Annotated in this window: 14 protein-coding genes; 10 read left to right on the top strand and 4 right to left on the bottom strand. The window is 72.1% G+C overall.

Annotated features, from left to right (window positions below; all coding sequences use genetic code 11):
- Positions 1 to 62: 62 nt before the first annotated feature.
- On the top strand, positions 63 to 1,097 hold the full coding sequence (locus ACQPZX_RS40015; protein WP_433367651.1) for an alpha/beta fold hydrolase: 1,035 nt from the start codon (positions 63 to 65) through the stop codon (positions 1,095 to 1,097).
- A gap of 493 nt (positions 1,098 to 1,590) precedes the next feature.
- Here ACQPZX_RS40015 and ACQPZX_RS40010 read toward each other — a convergent pair whose 3' ends face one another.
- The 4 genes from ACQPZX_RS40010 to ACQPZX_RS39995 all read right to left on the bottom strand — a co-directional run bounded on the left by ACQPZX_RS40010 (position 1,591) and on the right by ACQPZX_RS39995 (position 6,316).
- The gene (locus ACQPZX_RS40010) at positions 1,591 to 2,790 is read right to left on the bottom strand and encodes a CynX/NimT family MFS transporter (RefSeq protein WP_433367648.1); all 1,200 of its coding nucleotides are present in this window, start codon (positions 2,788 to 2,790) and stop codon (positions 1,591 to 1,593) included.
- A 51-nt stretch (positions 2,791 to 2,841) separates the two neighbouring features.
- Complete coding sequence (locus ACQPZX_RS40005) at positions 2,842 to 3,669, bottom strand: siderophore-interacting protein (protein WP_433367645.1); 828 nt, start codon at positions 3,667 to 3,669, stop codon at positions 2,842 to 2,844.
- A 113-nt stretch (positions 3,670 to 3,782) separates the two neighbouring features.
- Positions 3,783 to 5,189, bottom strand: a complete 1,407-nt coding sequence (locus ACQPZX_RS40000) for a hypothetical protein (protein ID WP_433367642.1) — start codon at positions 5,187 to 5,189, stop codon at positions 3,783 to 3,785.
- Positions 5,190 to 5,512: 323 nt separating this feature from the next.
- Positions 5,513 to 6,316 carry a glycerophosphodiester phosphodiesterase gene (locus tag ACQPZX_RS39995; RefSeq protein ID WP_433367639.1) on the bottom strand — a complete coding sequence of 268 codons (804 nt, stop codon included), beginning with the start codon at positions 6,314 to 6,316 and terminating at the stop codon, positions 5,513 to 5,515.
- Here ACQPZX_RS39995 and solA point away from each other — a divergent pair.
- From solA to ACQPZX_RS39950, 9 genes are all read left to right on the top strand, one after another.
- Positions 6,297 to 7,451 (top strand): N-methyl-L-tryptophan oxidase, encoded by a 1,155-nt coding sequence (solA, locus tag ACQPZX_RS39990; RefSeq protein WP_433367636.1) that lies wholly within the window; start codon positions 6,297 to 6,299, stop codon positions 7,449 to 7,451. The two genes, ACQPZX_RS39995 and solA, sit on opposite strands and share 20 nt — an antisense overlap.
- An 81-nt stretch (positions 7,452 to 7,532) precedes the next feature.
- Entirely contained in the window at positions 7,533 to 8,327 is a 795-nt protein-coding gene (locus ACQPZX_RS39985; RefSeq protein WP_433367633.1) for an L-type lectin-domain containing protein, read from the top strand.
- Positions 8,328 to 8,416: 89 nt separating this feature from the next.
- Positions 8,417 to 9,247 carry a glycosyltransferase family 2 protein gene (locus ACQPZX_RS39980; protein ID WP_433367630.1) on the top strand — a complete coding sequence of 277 codons (831 nt, stop codon included), beginning with the start codon at positions 8,417 to 8,419 and terminating at the stop codon, positions 9,245 to 9,247.
- A complete protein-coding gene (locus tag ACQPZX_RS39975; RefSeq protein WP_433367627.1) occupies positions 9,244 to 10,356 on the top strand; it encodes a glycosyltransferase family 4 protein in 1,113 nt (370 codons plus the stop codon). Before ACQPZX_RS39980 ends, ACQPZX_RS39975 begins: the two co-directional genes overlap by 4 nt.
- Positions 10,353 to 12,215, top strand: coding sequence for a hypothetical protein (locus ACQPZX_RS39970; RefSeq protein ID WP_433367624.1), 1,863 nt, complete (start codon positions 10,353 to 10,355; stop codon positions 12,213 to 12,215). Before ACQPZX_RS39975 ends, ACQPZX_RS39970 begins: the two co-directional genes overlap by 4 nt.
- Positions 12,212 to 12,988 carry a hypothetical protein gene (locus tag ACQPZX_RS39965; RefSeq protein ID WP_433367621.1) on the top strand — a complete coding sequence of 259 codons (777 nt, stop codon included), beginning with the start codon at positions 12,212 to 12,214 and terminating at the stop codon, positions 12,986 to 12,988. Before ACQPZX_RS39970 ends, ACQPZX_RS39965 begins: the two co-directional genes overlap by 4 nt.
- 44 nt (positions 12,989 to 13,032) lie before the next feature.
- On the top strand, positions 13,033 to 14,394 hold the full coding sequence (locus ACQPZX_RS39960) for a lipopolysaccharide biosynthesis protein (RefSeq protein WP_433367618.1): 1,362 nt from the start codon (positions 13,033 to 13,035) through the stop codon (positions 14,392 to 14,394).
- On the top strand, positions 14,391 to 15,617 hold the full coding sequence (locus tag ACQPZX_RS39955; RefSeq protein ID WP_433367616.1) for a glycosyltransferase family 4 protein: 1,227 nt from the start codon (positions 14,391 to 14,393) through the stop codon (positions 15,615 to 15,617). Before ACQPZX_RS39960 ends, ACQPZX_RS39955 begins: the two co-directional genes overlap by 4 nt.
- A complete protein-coding gene (locus tag ACQPZX_RS39950) occupies positions 15,601 to 17,010 on the top strand; it encodes a glycosyltransferase (protein ID WP_433367613.1) in 1,410 nt (469 codons plus the stop codon). The genes ACQPZX_RS39955 and ACQPZX_RS39950 overlap by 17 nt, the downstream gene beginning before the upstream one ends.
- Positions 17,011 to 17,272 lie beyond the last annotated feature (262 nt).

The raw sequence follows: 17,272 nt of genomic DNA, 5'->3' as shown, positions 1-17,272 counted from the left end.
CCTTCCAGGATATGTGGGCCGGCCACACTGTCTAGGGGCTTCGGCGGTGGGAAGCTGCGGCGATGGAAGAGGTAACGGTCGCCGTCCGCGGCATTTCGCTCAACGTCCTCGTCGCCGGGCCCGCCGGTGGCACGCCGGTGCTGCTCGTGCACGGCAACTGCTCATCCGCCGACTTCTGGCGGCCGCTCCTGCGCCACCTGCCGCCCAACCTGCGGATCGTCGCGCCCGACCTGCGCGGATACGGCCGCTCCGAGACCGCCCCGGTCGACGCCACCCGCGGCCTGCGCGACTTCTCCGACGACGTGGCGGCCCTGCTCGACGAGCTGTATCCCGGCGGGGAAGCGGTCACGGTCGCGGCGCACTCGATGGGGTGCGGCGTCGCCATGCAACTGCTGGTCGACCACCCGTCGCGGGTGGCGGCGCTGCTGCTCGAGGCGCCGCTGAGCCCGTACGGTTTCGGCGGCACCCGCGACCTCGACGGCAACCTCACCACGCCCGACTTCGCCGGCACCGGCGGTGGCGGCGCCAACCCCGACTTCGTGCGCCGGATCGCCGAGGGCGACCGCAACGACGACGGCCCGACCAGCCCGCTCGCCGTGCTGCGCACCGCCTACGTGGCCGACCCGGCGTCGCTCGGCTCCGACGAGCAGCTGCTGCTCGACACGGTGCTGTCCACGGCGATCGGCGACGACAACTACCCCGGCGACAGCAAGCCCAGCGAGAACTGGCCCGGCATCGCCCCCGGCGACCGCGGCGTGCTCAACACGATGGCCCCGAACCACTTCAACATCGCCGCCGACCTGGTCGCGGTCACCCCCAAGCCGCCGATCACCTGGGTGCGCGGCGACAAGGACGCCATCGTCTCCGACACGTCGTTCTTCGACCTGGCGTTCCTCGGCTCGCTCGGCGTGGTCCCCGGCTGGCCGGGCGCCGAGGAGTGCCCGCCCCAGCCGATGGTCGGCCAGACCCGGGCAGTCCTCGACCGCTACGCGGCGGCGGGTGGGGCTTACACCGAGGTCGTCTACGAGAACTGCGGCCATTCCCCGCACGTGGAGCGCCCCACCGAGGTGGCAGCCGAGCTCCTGAACCTCCTCTGACCGCCGGGGCAACTCATCAACGATGAGTTGCCGCCCCAAGCGCGCGCCAACTCATCAGGCTTTCACGCCCGGCACGCGGGCCCGAGCGACCTTGATGAGTTGCGGCGCGGAGCGCACGCCAAGTCATCGACGCTGAGCGGCGCCGCGGCGTGGGTGGTCGGCCTCGCGACCTTGATGAGTTGCGGCGCGGAGCGGACGCCAAGTCATCAGCGATGAGGTGCCGTTCGGAGCGCGCGGCAAGTCATCAACGGTGAGTTGCGGCGGCGCGGCGTGGGCGGCTGCGCGAGCTTGATGAGTTGGGGTGCGGAGCGGACGCCAAGTCATCAACGGTGAGTTGCGGTGCGGAGCGCGCGGCAAGTCATCAACGGTGAGTTGGGGCGCGGAGCGCGCGGTAAGTCATCAAGATCGCGCGGGCGGGGGTGGGTTGCGGCGCGATGATGATGATGAGCTGGCGTTGGGTGCGCGACAACTCATCAAGGCGAAGTGGCGCGGGTCAGACCTGGCGGTTGCGGCCGGCGGCCATGCCGGCTATGCCCTGGGGGATCATCAGGACGATCATGAGGGCCAGCGGGACGCGCCAGCCGTTGGTGTGGTCGTGCAGGATGCCTACCAGGATCGGGCCCGGGATGGCCAGCAAGTAGCCGACGCCCTGGGCGAAAGCGGACAACCGCACCACCGTGGCGGGGGTGCTGCCGCGTAGGCCGATCATGGTGAGGACCAGGGGGAACGCGGTGTTCACGATGCCCAGAAGCACCGCCCACAGCCATGGCGCGGCGGCGGGGTCCCACCACAGGCCCGCGTAGCCGGCTACGCCGAAGACCGCTAGCGCGGCGGCTATCCAGCTCTGGCTGCGTACCCTGCCGGCGAAAGACGACAGGGCCATGCCCAGCGGCACGCCTAGCAGGGACGTGGCGGCGAACAGCAGGCCGGCCTCGTCCGCCGACAGACCCGCGTCGCGGTAAATCTGGGGGAGCCAGCCGATGATCACGTAGGCGGAGGTGGACTGGAGGCCGAAGTACAGGGCGAGCGCCCACGCGACCGGGTGCCTGCTCACCCGTACGAGATCGGGGGTTGAGGTCTGGGTGTTGACCTTGTGGTCGTGGCGGGCGAGCGGGACCCACGCCGGGAGCGCGATCACCGCCAGCACCGCCCAGCAGGCCAGGCCCAGGCGCCAGTCGCCGAACGAGTCGGACAGCGGGACCGTGGCGGCTGCGGCCAGGGTCGCGCCGAGGTTGAGCGCCACCGTGTAGAGGCCGGTCATCGTGCCGACCTGGTTCGGGAACTGCTCCTTGACGATCATCGGGAGCAGCACGTTGACGACCGCGATGCCGGCCAGCGACACGATGCTGAGCAGCAGGAACAGGGCGGTCCCGGGCACGTAGGCGCGCAGCGCCAGGCCGACCGCGAGCACCGCGAGGCCCGCGAGGATCACGCGGGCGGGTCCGAAGCGGCGGGCCAGGCGCGGCGCCGCGAGGCCGAGGATCGCGAAGCAGAACGCCGGAATCGACGTGAGCAGGCCGGCGACCGACGAGCTCATGCCGAGCCCGGAGCGGATCTCGCTGAGCACCGGGCCGACGCTCGTCACCGCCAGCCGCAGGTTGACCGCGGCCAGCAGCAGGGCACCCACGGCGATCAGACGCGCGCGGGTTTTCCCGCTACGAGCAAGTGTCAGCTCCTCTTCAGCAATCACCACTTACACATCATCGGCATTACCGGCCGGAAACGCCTGGCCGAGTAAGGGCTCTCACACCCCCTGCTCCTTCTCGACCTGCTGGTTCCACTCGCGCTTCGACGACTGCCAGCCGTCCTCGTTCAGGCCGAGCCGCCAGTAGCCCGAGATCGACAGCTGCTCGAGCGGGATCGCGCAGTCCTTGCGGAGGTACGCGCGCAGCTCCTTCACCAGGCTCGCCTCGCCGTGCACGAACGCGTGCACCTTGCCCTCGGGGAACTCGCAGTCGCGGACCGCGGGCACCAGCAGCGAACCCGGGCGGGCCGAGCCCCGGTGCAGCCAGACGATCTCGGCGTCGGCGACGGTCTCCAGCTTCTGCTCCTCGTCGGGGCCGGACACCTCGATGAACGCGCGCACGGTGGCGCCGGCCGGCATGCCCTCGAGCGCTGCGCCGATCGCCGGCAGCGCGCTCTCGTCGCCGGCCAGCAGGTGCCAGGCCGCCTCCGAAGAAGGCGCGTAGGCGCCGCCCGGGCCCATGAACAGCACCTGGTCGCCCGGCTTGGCCTGTGCGGCCCACGGCCCGGCGATGCCCTCGTCGCCGTGCACCACGAAGTCGAGCCACATCTCGGGTACCGAGGGGATCCACTTGCGCACGGTGTAGGTGCGCACCACCGGCCACTCCTCCGCCGGCATCGTCTCGCGGATCACGCCCTGGTCGAACGGCTCCGGGTAGGTGACTCCCGGCCGGGGGAACAGCACCTTCACGTAGTGGTCGGTGTACTCGCCCGCCGTGATCGCCCGGAGCCCCTCGCCGCCCACGACCACACGGATCATGTGGGGGGTGAGCTGCTCCACGCGGGTGACCGTCGCCCGGTGAGCTGGCCGTGCCGGCCTGTTCGGCATGCTGGTCCTCTTCCGCTCGGATGATCGCCCGCCTCGTCGTCGGTAAGGCTACCCTCACATGCGGAAGGGCGGCCCGCCGAACCGGCAGGCCGCCCTTGATCAGGCTGTTTGATCTACTCCCAGGGTGTCCCCGGGCGGCGGCGCCGGGTCAGCGCCATCACCGTGAGGCCGGCCAGCATCAGCACCACCGCGGCGCCGAGGAAGGCGACCGTGTTGCTGCCGGTCAGCGCCAGCACCCCGCTCTTTTCCTCGCTGGTGGTCTTGGCGGCCACCTGCTGGGCGGTCGGCGGCTCGAGGCCGGAGTTCAGCTGACCGTCGTCGTTGGAGTAGGTGATGTCGTCGGCCGCCTCGGTGCTCTTGCTCGCCTTCGGCTTCGGCTTCGCTTCCGAGGTCTCCTCGCTCTGAGTGTCGTCGGTCGCGGTTTCGTCGTTGGTCGCCGTCGCGTCGCTTTCTTCCGTACGGGTGGAGGTCGGCGCCGTCGTCTTCGGGGCGGACTCGGCCTTCTTCGTGCCGGTCGTGGTGGCCGGCTTCCTGGTGGTCGGGGTCGCCTTCGGCGTGAAGTCGTCCTTGGTGGTCGGCTGGGTGGCCTGGGTCGTCGGGGCGGTCGTGGCCGGGGCGGTCGTGGCCGGGGCGGTGGTCGGAGCCGTGGTCGCGCCGCCGCCGTTGTTGTTCCCGCCGGTGTTCCCGCCGCCGGTGTTCCCGCCGTTGTTGCCGCCGCCGTTGTTGCCGCCGCCGGTGTTCCCGCCAGTGTTGCCGCCGCCGTTGTTGCCGCCGCCGCCGTTGTTGCCGCCGCCGCCCTGGTTGGCGCCGCGGACCGTGATGCGGACGGCGTCGATGGCCGGCGTCTCGTTGGCGCGCTCCATCATCGGCACCCGGTGCGAGCCGTCACCGGCCCACGAGGCGCACTGGGCGGTGCCGATGGCCGGCATGCCCGGCACCTGGATGGTCACCGTGTCGGGGGCCTTGCCGCCCTTCTGGTCCTCGGTCGCCACGAAGAACGCGGGGACCGGCGCGGGGTCGGGCGCCTCCCGGGTGCTGGTCAGCATGCGGCAGGCGGTGTGGAAGTGGCCGCGCTCGATGCCGTTCTGCAGGACCGAGCTCTCCACGTAGTACCCGCCCTTGCCGGCCGCGAGGAACCGGTCGCGGATCAGGTTCCGCGTGCTGACCTTGAGCGTGAACGGCGTGTTGACCGTGACCGTGCGGGGCGCCTGAGTGATCAGCAGCGACGAGTTGTTGGCCGCGCTGGACACCTCACCGAACTCGGTGGAGACGCAGCGGTCGCCCAGCTGGAAGCCGTCGTGCTGCGGGAGCTTGGAGTCCACGCACGTGTCGGTGAGGATCACCTGGCCGTTGACCACCTTGCCCGCGCCGCTGCCCTCGGGGGCGTCGTTCTCGGCGGCGCTGGAGATCGTGGTGAACGCGACGACCGCGCCCAGCGCGGCGATGACCGCACCGACCGCGAGGAGCCGCCGGTTGCCGCCGGATGGTGCGGCAGCACGGCGGTAAGCCGACCTACGCATGCGCGATACCTCTTTTTCGAAGAATCCGTCCGGCCCCTGAAACCGGCCTTCGAACGGTATGAGTCGCGCCGCGAAATAGCAATTCAAGCTGCGAATTTGATGAATTCTTGTCCCAAACTTAAAGAAGAAATATGGCGCCGCCCGCGAACCCCGAGCATCCTCCGAACGGATGATGTCCGGGGTTCAACAAGATCACGAGATTTTTCGCTGACCAGCGAACTTAGATGAACGACAATCTACGGACCGTCACCGGTCGGCTCCGGCATTCAATGTAACCCAAGATCGGCTTCCGGTGCCTCAAAAGCACCTGTGAGTGTCGCCGCCTAATGGTGTGGCCAAAGGCCCCGTGATTCGTATGCCTTTCGCAATGCCGGCAGATCGTCGGTCATGATGCCGTCCACGCCGAGGTCGATCAGGCGGGTCATCTCGGCGGGCTCGTCGATCGTCCACACGTGCACTTGCAGGCCGAGCCGGTGGCAGTGGTCGACGAACCGGCGGTCGACCACGGTGACCCGCCCGTGCCGCACCGGCACCTGGGCCGCCACCGCCGTGGCCGGCAGCCGCAGCGGCGCCCGGCCCCACGACGCCAGCCGCAGCAGCGCCACCGAGCGCATCCCGAGCGACGTGGCGACCCTCGGCCCGGCCAGCTTCCGCAGCTGGGCCAGCCGCGCGTCGCTGAACGACGCGAGCAGCACCCGGTCCTCGGCGCCCGCGCCCCGGATCGTCGTCACCGTGGGCTCGACGCCGTTGCCGGCCTTGACGTCGATGTTGAAGCGGACCTCGGGCCAGGCCGCGAGCGTCTCGTCGAGGCGGGGGATCGCGGCCGCGCCGGCCACCCGGACCGTGGCGAGGTCGGCCCAGCTCAGGTCGGCGACCCGGCCGGGGTGGCCGGTCAGCCGGGCGAGCGTGTCGTCGTGGAAGACGACGGGTACGCCGTCGGCGGTCGCGTGCACGTCGGTCTCGATGTACCGGAAGCCCAGCCGGACCGCGCGGGCGAACGCCTCGGCGGTGTTTTCGTCGCCGATCGCCGCGCCGCCGCGATGGGCGAAGGCCAGCGGAGTGGGCGCGTCCAGATAAGGGAGCACGCGGGGATCGTACGGTGTGAAGATGGCTAGTTTCGACGTCATCGTGGTCGGCCTGGGCGGGATGGGGAGCGCCACCGCGCTCCGGCTCGCTTCCCGGGGCGTACGTGTGCTCGGCCTGGAAAGGTTTGATCCCGCCCACGCGAGGGGCGCCAGTCACGGCGGGTCACGGATCATCCGGCAGTCCTACTTCGAGGGCGCCGAGTACGTGCCGCTGCTGCTGCGCTCCTACGAGCTGTTCGAGGAGCTCGCCGCCGACGCGGGACGCGACGTGATCAGCCTGACCGGCGGCCTGATGATCGGCCTGCCGGAGAGCCGCACGGTCGCCGGCAGCCGGGCCAGCGCCGAGCGGTGGGGCCTCGACCACGAGATGCTCGACGCTCAGGAACTTCGCCGCCGTTACCCGACCCTGGCGCCGCAGCCCGGCGAGGTCGCGCTCTTCGAGGCCAAGGCCGGTTTCGTCCGTCCCGAGGCGACCGTCGCCGCGAACCTGGAGCTGGCCGCGCGCCGCGGCGCCGACCTGCGGTTCCGCGAGCCGATGACCTCGTGGACGCGGGACGGAGACGGCGTGCGCGTGGTGACCGCCGAGGGCGAGCACACCGCCGGGCATCTGGTGATCACGCCGGGTCCGTGGGCGCCCGAACTGCTCGCCGACCTGGATGTGCCGTTCCGGATCGAGCGGCAGGTGCAGTTCTGGTTCCGGCCGCGTGGCGGGGTCGGACCCTTCCGGCCGGAGCGGCATCCCATCTACATCTGGGAGGACGCCGGCGGCGGCCAGATCTACGGCTTCCCGGCGATCGACGGGCCGGACGACGGCGCCAAGATCGCCTTCTTCCGGCGCGGAACGGAGACCACGGCGGACGCCTTGGACACCGCGGTGCACGACGATGAGATTGCCGAGATGGCCTCATATTGCGGGGTGCGCCTGCCCGATCTGCCGGGCGAGTTCCGGCGCGGCGAGCCCTGCCTCTACACCACCACGCCGGACGAGCATTTCGTCATCGGTCGGCACCCCGAGCACCCGGCCGCGGTGACCGTGGCCTGCGGTTTCTCGGGGCACGGATTCAAGTTCGTCCCGGTGGTGGGCGAGGTCGTGGCCGACCTGGCGACCACCGGCACGACGGCGCATCCGATCGGACTCTTCAATCCGTCGAGATTCGCCGGGAATCGTCCAATTTGAGGTAAATAAACCGGACTCGCTTACGCGGCTCTGCGCACTGTCCTACCTTGGGGCACGTCCAAGTGGGGCAAATCATCCGAAATGGAGCGCAGAACTGTGTTCTCATCACGTTCCTCTCGAGTCGCTCGCGGCGGCCTGATCGCCGCCCTCGCCTTGTCCATAGCAGGGGGCGTCTCGCCCTCCGGCGCGTTCGCCGCGGACGACGAACCGCTGATCTACTACCCGACCTTCTCCGGGGCCTCCAAGACGCTGGAGCGCAACGGCAGCGCCGACATCCTCACCTCGTCCGGCCGCCTCCACCAGCGCATCCTGCGGCTCACCGCCGGCGGGTACCGGCAGGTCGGCTCGGCCTGGTCGCGGACCAAGCTCGACCTCGGCGAGTCGTTCGAGTCGACGTTCAAGGTCTACCTGCACCACTTCCAGCCCGGCGCGGACGGCATCGCGTTCCTCGTGCAGGACGACGGCCCGCGGGCGCTCGGCGGCTGGGGCGGCGGCCTCGGCTACCGCGGCATCGTGCGCAGCGTCGCGGTCGAGTTCGACACCTTCCAGAACTCCACCGACCCGAGCAACAACCACCTCGCCGTGGTCATGGGCGGCAACCCGGACCACCACTCGGCGGTCGGCGAGCCGTCGATCCCGCTGTACGGCAAGCCGTTCCTGGCCCGGGTCAACTACGACGCCGACAGCAACGACCTGCGGATCTACGTGAAGTCGCTGCGCGCGGGCTCCGAGGAGGAGCTGGCCCTGCAGACCACCGTCGACCTCGCCGACGAGGTCGGCTCGAGCTCGGCCTGGGTCGGCTTCACCGCCGCGACCGGCAACGCGCTCTCGAAGCAGGACATCTACTCGTGGACGGTCGACGGCTCCGGCGCCTGATCGGCCTCATCGCGGCCGGGGTCCCCGGCGGCGCCGGCCGCGCCTCCTGCACCACCTCGCAGCACCCCACTGAGCCTTGGAGAACTGCCATGTCCACGGTCCCCTACGTCAGCCCATCGGCCGGAACGGAGACCGAGCTACCCCAGGTGGTCGTCCCGTCGGGCGAGCCCCTGGTCAGCGTCATCGTCCCGGCCCTCAACGAGGCGCGGAACCTGCCGTACGTGCTGGCCCGCCTCCCCGAGGTCGACGAGGTGATCCTGGTCGACGGCGGGTCCACCGACGACACGGTCGGCGTCGCCCGCCGCCTCATGCCCGGCATCCGGGTCGTCACGCAGAACCGCCGGGGCAAGGGCAACGCGCTGGCCTGCGGTTTCGCGGCCGCGACCGGCGACATCCTGGTGATGATCGACGCGGACGGGTCGACCGACCCCAAGGAGATCCCGAGCTTCATCGCGGCGCTGCGCGGCGGCGCCGACTTCGCGAAGGGCTCCCGGTTCCGCGGCTCCGGCGGCAGCGCCGACATCACGCGCCTGCGCCGGGCCGGCAACAAATGCCTGAGCATGCTGGTCAACGCCATGTTCCGCACCCGGTACAGCGATCTCTGCTACGGATACAACGCCTTCTGGGCCCGGCACCTCGACGTGTTCGGCCTGGACAGCACGACGCCGGCGCCGGTCAGCGGCGACGGCCGGCTCTGGGGCGACGGCTTCGAGATCGAGACCCTGCTCAACCTGCGCGCGGCCCGCGCCCGGCTGCGCATCGTCGAGGTCGCCAGCTTCGAGCAGGCGCGCATCCACGGCGAGAGCAACCTCAACGCGATGACCGACGGCCTGCGGGTGCTGCGGACCATCGCCCGGGAATGGCCCCGGCGCAACCGCTCGGCACGGCGGTCGGCCCGCCTCGCGGAGCGCGCCCGGTGAGGATCGGCGTCGTCACCAGCGCGTACCACCCCGACGTCGGCGGAGTCGAGACGCACTGCCGGCGGCTCTGCGCGGCCCTGGTCGCGGCCGGCGACCAGGTCGAGGTGCTCACCCAGCACGTCACCGCGGTCGAGGAGACCCTCGACGGGGTGCTGGTGCGCCGCTTCCCGCTGACCGTGGCCGCGTCGAACTACCGCTTCTCGCGGGCGCTGTGGCCGTGGCTGCGCGCCAACGCCGGCCGGTACGACCTGCTGCACGCCCACAGCTACCACGCGCTCGCGGCGCTGCCGGCCGCGCTCACCAACGACACGCCACTGGTCTTCACCCCGCACTACCACGGCACCGGGCACAGCCTGCTGCGCGCGGCGCTGCATCCGATCTACCGCCCGGTGGGCCGCCGGATCGTCGCCCGGTCCGACCGGCTCATCTGCGTCACCCGGGCCGAGCGCGAGCTGCTGACCAAGCACTTCCCGGAGGCCGCCGACCGGATGGTGGTCATACCGAACGGCACCGACCCGGTTCGCGTGGCCGAGGCCACCCCGGCAGACAAGAAGGGGCGCAGCATCCTCTGCGTCGGGCGGCTCGAGCGCTACAAGCGGGTCGACCGGGTCATCCGGGCGATGGTCCACCTGCCCGCCGACCACCGGCTCGACGTGGTCGGGTCGGGCCCGGCCCGCGAGGAGCTGGAGCAGCTGGCCGGCCGGATCGGCCTCGGCCGGCGGGTGGTCTTCCACGGCCGGCTGGCCGACGACGCGTTCGCGGTGCGGATGGCGGTGGCCGCGGCGGCCGTCTCGGCCTCCGGGCACGAGGCGTTCGGCATGGCGGTCGCGGACGCGCTGACGGCGGGCATCCCGACCGTGGCGTCGTTCATCCCGGCGCACCGGGAGCTGGCCGCGATGGCCGGCGACGGGGTTCCGCTGTGGCTGGTCAACCCGGACGACGAGGCGGCGCTCGCCGACGCGCTGCGGGTCGCGGCGTCCACCCGGCGGGTCGCGCACGGCAGCAACGCCCTGCCGACCTGGAGCGATGTGGTGCTGTCCACCCGGGAGGTGTACGCGAGCGTCGCGCCCCGGATCCGGCTGATCCAGCAGGGGGCCGGCGACCGATGACGCTGACCGCTCCTCGGGTCTCGCCGGCGGAAATCTCCGAAAAATCGCCCAAGTCCTGGCAGCCTGCGGCCTGCGCCGCCTCCCTGACCGCCGCGGGAGCGGCCGGGGCGGCGGCGCTGGTCACCGCCGACCGCGCCGCCGAGTGGGGGAGAGGTGGCGCGTTCGGCTGGTTCTGGCTCGGCATGCTGGTCTTCACGCTGCCGGCCGTCTGGTGGGCGTGCCGCCGCGCCACCGGCCCGATGCTGCGGGTCGCCGTGCTCGTCGCGTACGCGTGCTTCACCTATCTGCCGAAACTCCTGCGCAACCCGACCGGCCCGCTGTACCACGACGAGTTCGCGCATTGGCGGCAGAGCCGCGAGATCCTGCTCGACGGCCGACTCTTCGACCCCAACCCGATCGTCCGGGTGATCGGCGACTTCCCCGGCCTGCACGCCATGGTGGCCGGCATCTCCGCGCTGACCGGCGCGTCGACCTGGCATGCCGCGCTGCTCGTGCTCATCGCCGCGCACGTGCTCGTGGTGCTCGGCGTGGCAGTGCTCGCCGAGGAGCTCTGGCGGGACCGGCGGATTGCGGCGGTGGCCGCGATCGCGTACACGCTGAACAGCTCTTTCTTGTTCTTCGACACCCAGTTCGGGTACGAGTCGCTGGCGATACCCCTGATGATCTGGACGCTCGTCGGGCTGCTGCGCGCGATGCGCGGACCGCGCGCCGACTGGATCGTCACCACGCTGATCCTCGCCGCCGCGACTGTCGTCACCCACCACCTGACCGCGCTCGGCCTGGTCGCCATCATGATCGTCTTCGCCGCCGCGATGACCGGGCGCCGCGGCGCCGCCCCCGCCGCCTGGACCGCGTGGGCGCTCGCCGCCGCCACCGCCGGCATGGTGACGGCCTGGCTGTTCTGGGTCGCGCCGAAGACCGCCGGCTACCTCGACCCCTACCTCGGCAAGGCGCTCGACCAGATCGCCGGCATGCTCAACGACAGCGGATCGGGCGGGCGCACCCTGTTCAAGCAGTCGGTCGCGCCCTGGTGGGAGCAGAAGGCCGCGTTCGCCGCGCCGATGCTCGCCCTGGCCGCCATGATCGCCGCGGCCTGGCGGCTGCGCGCGCGCCGCTCGGCCGACCCGCTCACCCGCGGCCTCGCGCTGGCGGCGTTCCTGATCGGCGCCTGCTACTTCCCGGCCGCCGTCCTCATCCTCACCCCGTCCGGCGCCGAGGGCGCGCGCCGCTCGTGGGCGTTCAGCTACCTCGGGATCGCCCTGGTCGTGGCCCCGCTTGCGGTCGCGCTGCTGACCCGGGCCGCCCGGTTCGCCGGGCCCACACTGGTCGCGCTGTTCGCGGTCATGCTGGTCGGCAACACGGCCGCCGGGATGAACCCGTCCTACCGCTTCCCCGGGCCGGCGGCCTACGGCTCCGACACGCGCTCGCTCACCCCCGAGGTGGTCGCCGCCTCGAACTGGCTGCGCGCCACCCAGGGGCGCGGCCTGCGGATCGTCGCCGACCGTTACTCCGGGCTCATCTTCGGCTCGTTCGGCGGGCAGTTCCCGGTCACCGGCTCGGTCACCTTCCCCACCTACGACCTGTACCTGGCGCAGCCCGGCACGCCCGTCCCGCCGGGGCTCATCACGCAGCTGAGCTCGTGGAACTTCCAGTACCTGATCGTCGACCGGCGGATGGCCCGGGAGGTGCCGGAGATCGGCATCTACTTCGAGACCAACGAGCCGATCCCGCACGACGGGCGGCCGGCCTTCACGCTCGGTCAGCTCACGAAGTTCGACCACCTGCCCTGGACCATCAAGATCTACGACAGCGGGGACATCGCGATCTACCGCTTCGACTTCTCCCGGGTGGCGTCGTGACGACCCCGCGGTTGCTCGGCGCGGCCGGCCTGTCCCTCGGCGCGCTCGCGTTCTGCGCGCTCACGCTCGGCCGGTTCTGGCTGATGGGTCTCTTCCTGGCCGGGGCGCTGTTCGCGGCCGGTGAGCTGTGGGTGCGCGCGCTGATCCGCTCGACGCTGCCGGCGCTGTTCCGGCTCGGGCTCGGCGTCACGGCCGGCCTGATCAGCCTGCCGCTGGTCGCGCTGGTGCTGCACCTGACCGGCGTGCCGATCCGGGGACTCTCGCTGACCGCCGGGCTGGCCGCGCTGACGGCCGGGCTGGGTGGGGTGGCGCTGCTGCGGGAACGGTCCGGCGCCGCGGTGGCCGATCCGCGCTTCGCGCGCACGCTCGCCGCGGTGGCGATTCCCGGGGTGGTCGCGCTGGTCGTCGGGGCTTCGGCCGCTTTCGCGTACGTCCGGATGCCGCGCCCGCCGCAGGCCGGTTTCACCAGCGTGGCGCTGGGCGGGTGGGCCGCCGACATCTCCCGCCCGGTGACCATCCCGGCCCGCGGCCTCGACGTGCCGATCCGGGTCTCGAGCGCCGGCCGTCCCGCTGCCGTCGGGGTCCTCGCGGTGCGCATCGGCGATCTGCCCGCCGGGCCGCCGCAGCAGGTGATGCTCGATGCGGACAGCACCCGCGCGGTCCAGGTGCACGTGCCGGCCCCGCCTCTCGGCTGCCCGCACCGGGTCGAGATCGCGCTGGGACCGGCGAGCACGGTCTTCTGGGCCCGCGCGCGGGGGAGCGGGCCGTGTTAGGGCGGGTGGGGCGGGACTCGCTGGCTCGTAACAGTGTGCTGATCATGGCGAGCACGGTCGGCACCAGCGGGCTCGGCTATCTCTACTGGATGGTCGCCGCCCGCGAGCTGCCCCGCGCCGCGATCGGCACCGCCACCGCGCTCATCTCGGCGGCCACGGTGGTCAGCATGATCGCCAACCTGGGCCTCGGCCACATGTTCATCCAGCGCCTGCCGGGTGTGCCCGCCGCCGCCTGGTCCCGCATCGTCAGCGCCGGCCTGCTCCTCGGCTGCGCAGCCACCGCCGCCGCCTCCATCGCGGCCGTGCTCGTGCTCCCCCGGCTGGCCGGCAACTTCGGTTTCCTGCACGAGCCGGCCGGCGCCGCCGCGCTGATCGCCACCGCGGTCGCCCTCACCGCGTCGATGCTGCTCGACTACGTCTTCGTGGCCCACCGGGCCAGCCAGGGCATGCTGTGGCGCAACCTGGCGCTGGCCGGCGGCAAGGTGCTGGCCCTGCTCGGCCTGACCGCCGCCGGCCTCTCCACGGCCTCGGCGGTCGTGCTCGCCTGGACGCTTCCCTCGCTGGCGGTCAGCGCCTACACGCTGAGCCGCAGCCTGCCCCGCCTGCGCCCCGGATACCGGCTGGCCGGCGCGGGCCTGGCCGCCGAGTTGCGGTACGTGCGCGGCTCGCTCACCGGCCACCATCTGATCAACCTGGCCCAGGCGGGCCCGAGCGCCGTGCTCCCGGTGCTGGTCACCGCCCGCCTCGGCGCCGCCGACAACGCCCACTTCTACATGGCCTGGATGACCGCCTCGGTGCTGTTCATGGTGTCGCCGGCGGTGGCCGCCGCGCTGTACGCCGAGCGCACCAACGCCGCCGGCCGGTCGGCCTCGCTGCCACGTGCCGCCCTGGTCGTGCTGGTCGTCATCGGCGCCCCCGCCGCAGGTCTCTTCCTGGCCGGCGGCCGGATCCTCGCGCTGTTCAGCCCGGCCTACGCCGCCGGCGGCGGGATCCTGCTGAAGATCCTGGTCCTGGCCGCGATCCCGGACGCGATCACCAACCTGGCCGTCGCGCACTGGCGATCGCAGGGCGCGCTGCGCCGCTGCCTGCGCCTGAACCTGCTGATGGCCGCCACCTGCCTGGCCCTGACCTGGCTGTGGCTGCCGTCGCTGGGCATCGAGGCGGCCGGCTTCGCCTGGCTGACCGGGCAGGCCGTCGGCGCGCTGATCGTGGTCGCGCACGCCGTCCACTCCCGGCTCGTCCGCCGGGAAGCGCCCGGCCCGATGCCTCGCCCCCGGCCGGCGCGTGGCCATCGGCCACCGGTGCACCCGGTCGTGCGCGGGCGCCCCGCCATGCAGCTCAGCAACCGCAACCGCCGCCCCTCGCCGCACTCCCGACCCCGTTCGCGAACATGGAGGGCCCCGTGAGGATCCTGCAGCTGGCCAATCTCTACGCGCCCGTGATCGGCGGGCTCGAGCGCAGCATCGCCACCAGCAGCGAGGAGCTGGTGCGGCGCGGGCACGACGTCACGGTGCTCACGCTGGCCACGGCCGAGGCGCGGGACGGCGAGACCCGCAACGGCGTCCGCGTGATCCGAGTCCGCAGCGTCGCCAACACCCTGCTGCCCCGGATCAACCAGGACCCGGCGAAGCCCTTCCACCCGACCGCGGCCGACCCGCTGACCACCTCGGACATCCGGCGCGAGCTGTGCGGCGGCGACTACGACGTGGTGCACAGCCACGACTGGCTCATGTACTCCTACCTGCCGCTGCGCTTCCGCAAGGAGGGGCGGCCGCACGTGCACACCGCGCACGACTTCGGGCTCGCCTGCGTGAAGAAGACTTACGCGCGCAACGGCGGCGGGTGCCTGCCCGGGCCGCGGCTCTCGCGCTGCGTCTCCTGCGCGGCCGGTCAGTACGGACGGCCGCGGGCGGCGGCGCTGACCGCGGCGCTGCGGGCGCACCGGCATCAGGGGATCGACGCGCTGACCGCGATCTCGCCGTCGGTGGCCGAGGCGCTCGACCGCGCCCGGCTCCCGGAGGGCCTGCCGGTGCGGGTGGTGTCGAGCCTGGTGCCGGACGGGCTGGACGAGCTGGCGCGCAACACGCCGCGACCGGCGTGGCTGCCGGGCCGGCCCTACCTGCTGTTCGTCGGGGCGCTCGGGCCGCACAAGGGCGTGGACGTGCTCTTCACCGCGTACCGGAAGCTGGTCGCGACCATGGACGACGCACCGGACCTCGTCTGCGTGGGTACCCCGCGGGCCGACACCCCGCCGATCCCGCCGGGCGTGCACGTGCGCCACGACGTGCCGCACGCCGAGGTGATGGCCGCCTGGCACGGCGCGGCGGCCGGCGTGGTGCCGTCGATCATGGAGGCGATGGGTCAGGTGGCGGTGGAGGCGCTGCTCGCCCGGACCCCGCTGATCGCCTCCCGCACCGGCGGCCTGGCCGACATGATCCGCGACGGGGAGAGCGGCCTGCACGTCCCGCCGGGCGACGCCGAGGCGCTCTACGAGGCCCTGATCCGGCTGCTCACCGAACCCGCCCTCGCCGATCGGCTGCGCTCGGCCGGATACCGGCGGGGGCTCGACTACACGGCGGCCCGCGTGGTCCCGCAGATCGAGGAGATCTACCGTGCCTGCATCGCGTGACCTCAAGCGGATCCTGGTCGTGGGCTCCGGCTGGCGGTTCACCTCGGGGATCAGCTATTACACGTGCCGGCTCGCCAATGCGCTGAGCAGCCGGTATGACGTCGGGGCGATCCTGATGCGTCAGCTGTTGCCGACCCGCCTCTATCCGGGGCGTGCGCGCGTCGGCGCGTCGCTTCACTCCCTCAGCTACGCCTCGCAGGTCCAGGTTTTCGACGGCGTCGACTGGTGGGGGCTGCCGAGCCTCCTGCGCGCCGTCCAATTTATCCGGAAATTTCGCCCGGACGTCCTCGTGCTCCAATGGTGGACCGGGGCCGTTCTGCACTCGTACCTCGCCCTCTGCCTCGCCGCCCGGCTGAGCGGCGCCCGGGTGGTGATCGAGTTCCACGAGGTGCAGGACACCGGCGAGGCCGCGCACCGCTGGGCGTCGCTCTACGTGCGCAAACTCATCAAACCCCTGCTGCGCGCGACCGCCGGCGTCGTCGTTCATTCACGCTTCGATCAAGAGCAAATGCAGCGCACGTACGACTTGAGCACCGTCCCCCAGGTGATCGCGCGCCATGGCCCGTACGATCATCACGAATCGACGGCCCGGCGGCCGGTCGCCCAGGGTGAGCCCCGCCGCCTGCTGTTCTTCGGGACGATTCGGCCCTACAAGGGGCTCGAGGACCTGATCGACGCCTTCGCGCTGCTGCCCGGCGACTGCCGGCTGACCGTGGTCGGCGAGACCTGGGAGGGCTGGCAGCTGCCGCTCGACATGATCGCCGTCTCGCCGGCCCGCGCGCGGATCGAGCTGGTCAACCGCTACGTGAGCGACGCCGAGGTGAACGACTTCTTCGCCGCCGCCGACGTGGTCGTGCTGCCTTACCGGCGCAGCTCGGCGAGCGGCCCGCTGCACATCGCGATGAGCCACGGCCTGCCGGTCGTGGTGACCGCGGTCGGCGGCCTGGTGGAAGCGGCCGGCGACTATCCGGGCGTGCGTTTCGCCGAGCCGGGGGATCCAGCGGCCTTGGCCACGGCGATCCGGGAGGCGTTCCCGCTGATCGGCACGCGACACGCCGACCCGTGCACGTGGGAGAGCACCGTCGCCGCCTACGACAAGCTCCTCACCGAGATCGGCGTCCACGCGCCGTCGTCTGCGCCCGTGCCCGCGCCGGCTCCCGTGCCCGCGCAGGCTCCCGTGCCCGTGCCCGCCCCCGCGCCTGCTCCCGTGCCCGCGCTGGCTCCCCTGCCCGTGCCCGCCCCCGCGTCTGCGCCCGCGCCGGCTCCCGTGCCCGCCCCCGCGCCTGCGCCCGCGCAGGCTCCAGATCTTGATGAGTTGCCGCGCGAACCGCACCCCAGCTCATCGGTGATGACTTCGCGCTCGGAGCGCGCCGCGACCAATCAACGCACCTAGAGGCTGTCAGGCCAAGATCGCCGGTCCGCCGCCTGTGGACGACCGCGCAAAATTGTCATAGCCGACTGCTTCACTGGCGCCCCACCCAGTGCCGGGGCGGGGGAGGCTTGTGGGCGCCGCGGAGATCAAAAAAGCTTGGCGGGCGTGGGCGGCGGCGCGGGCGTGGGCGGCGGCGCGGGCGCTTGTCGGCGTAGGCACGGCGGGCTTGCGTTCGGTGGGGGATGCGCCGCCCACCGGCTGCTGAGATCTTGAGGAACTGCGG

Source organism: Actinoplanes sp. CA-142083 (assembly GCF_050942195.1).
GTDB lineage: Bacteria > Actinomycetota > Actinomycetes > Mycobacteriales > Micromonosporaceae > Actinoplanes.
This window is presented reverse-complemented; position numbering and strand designations above follow the sequence as displayed.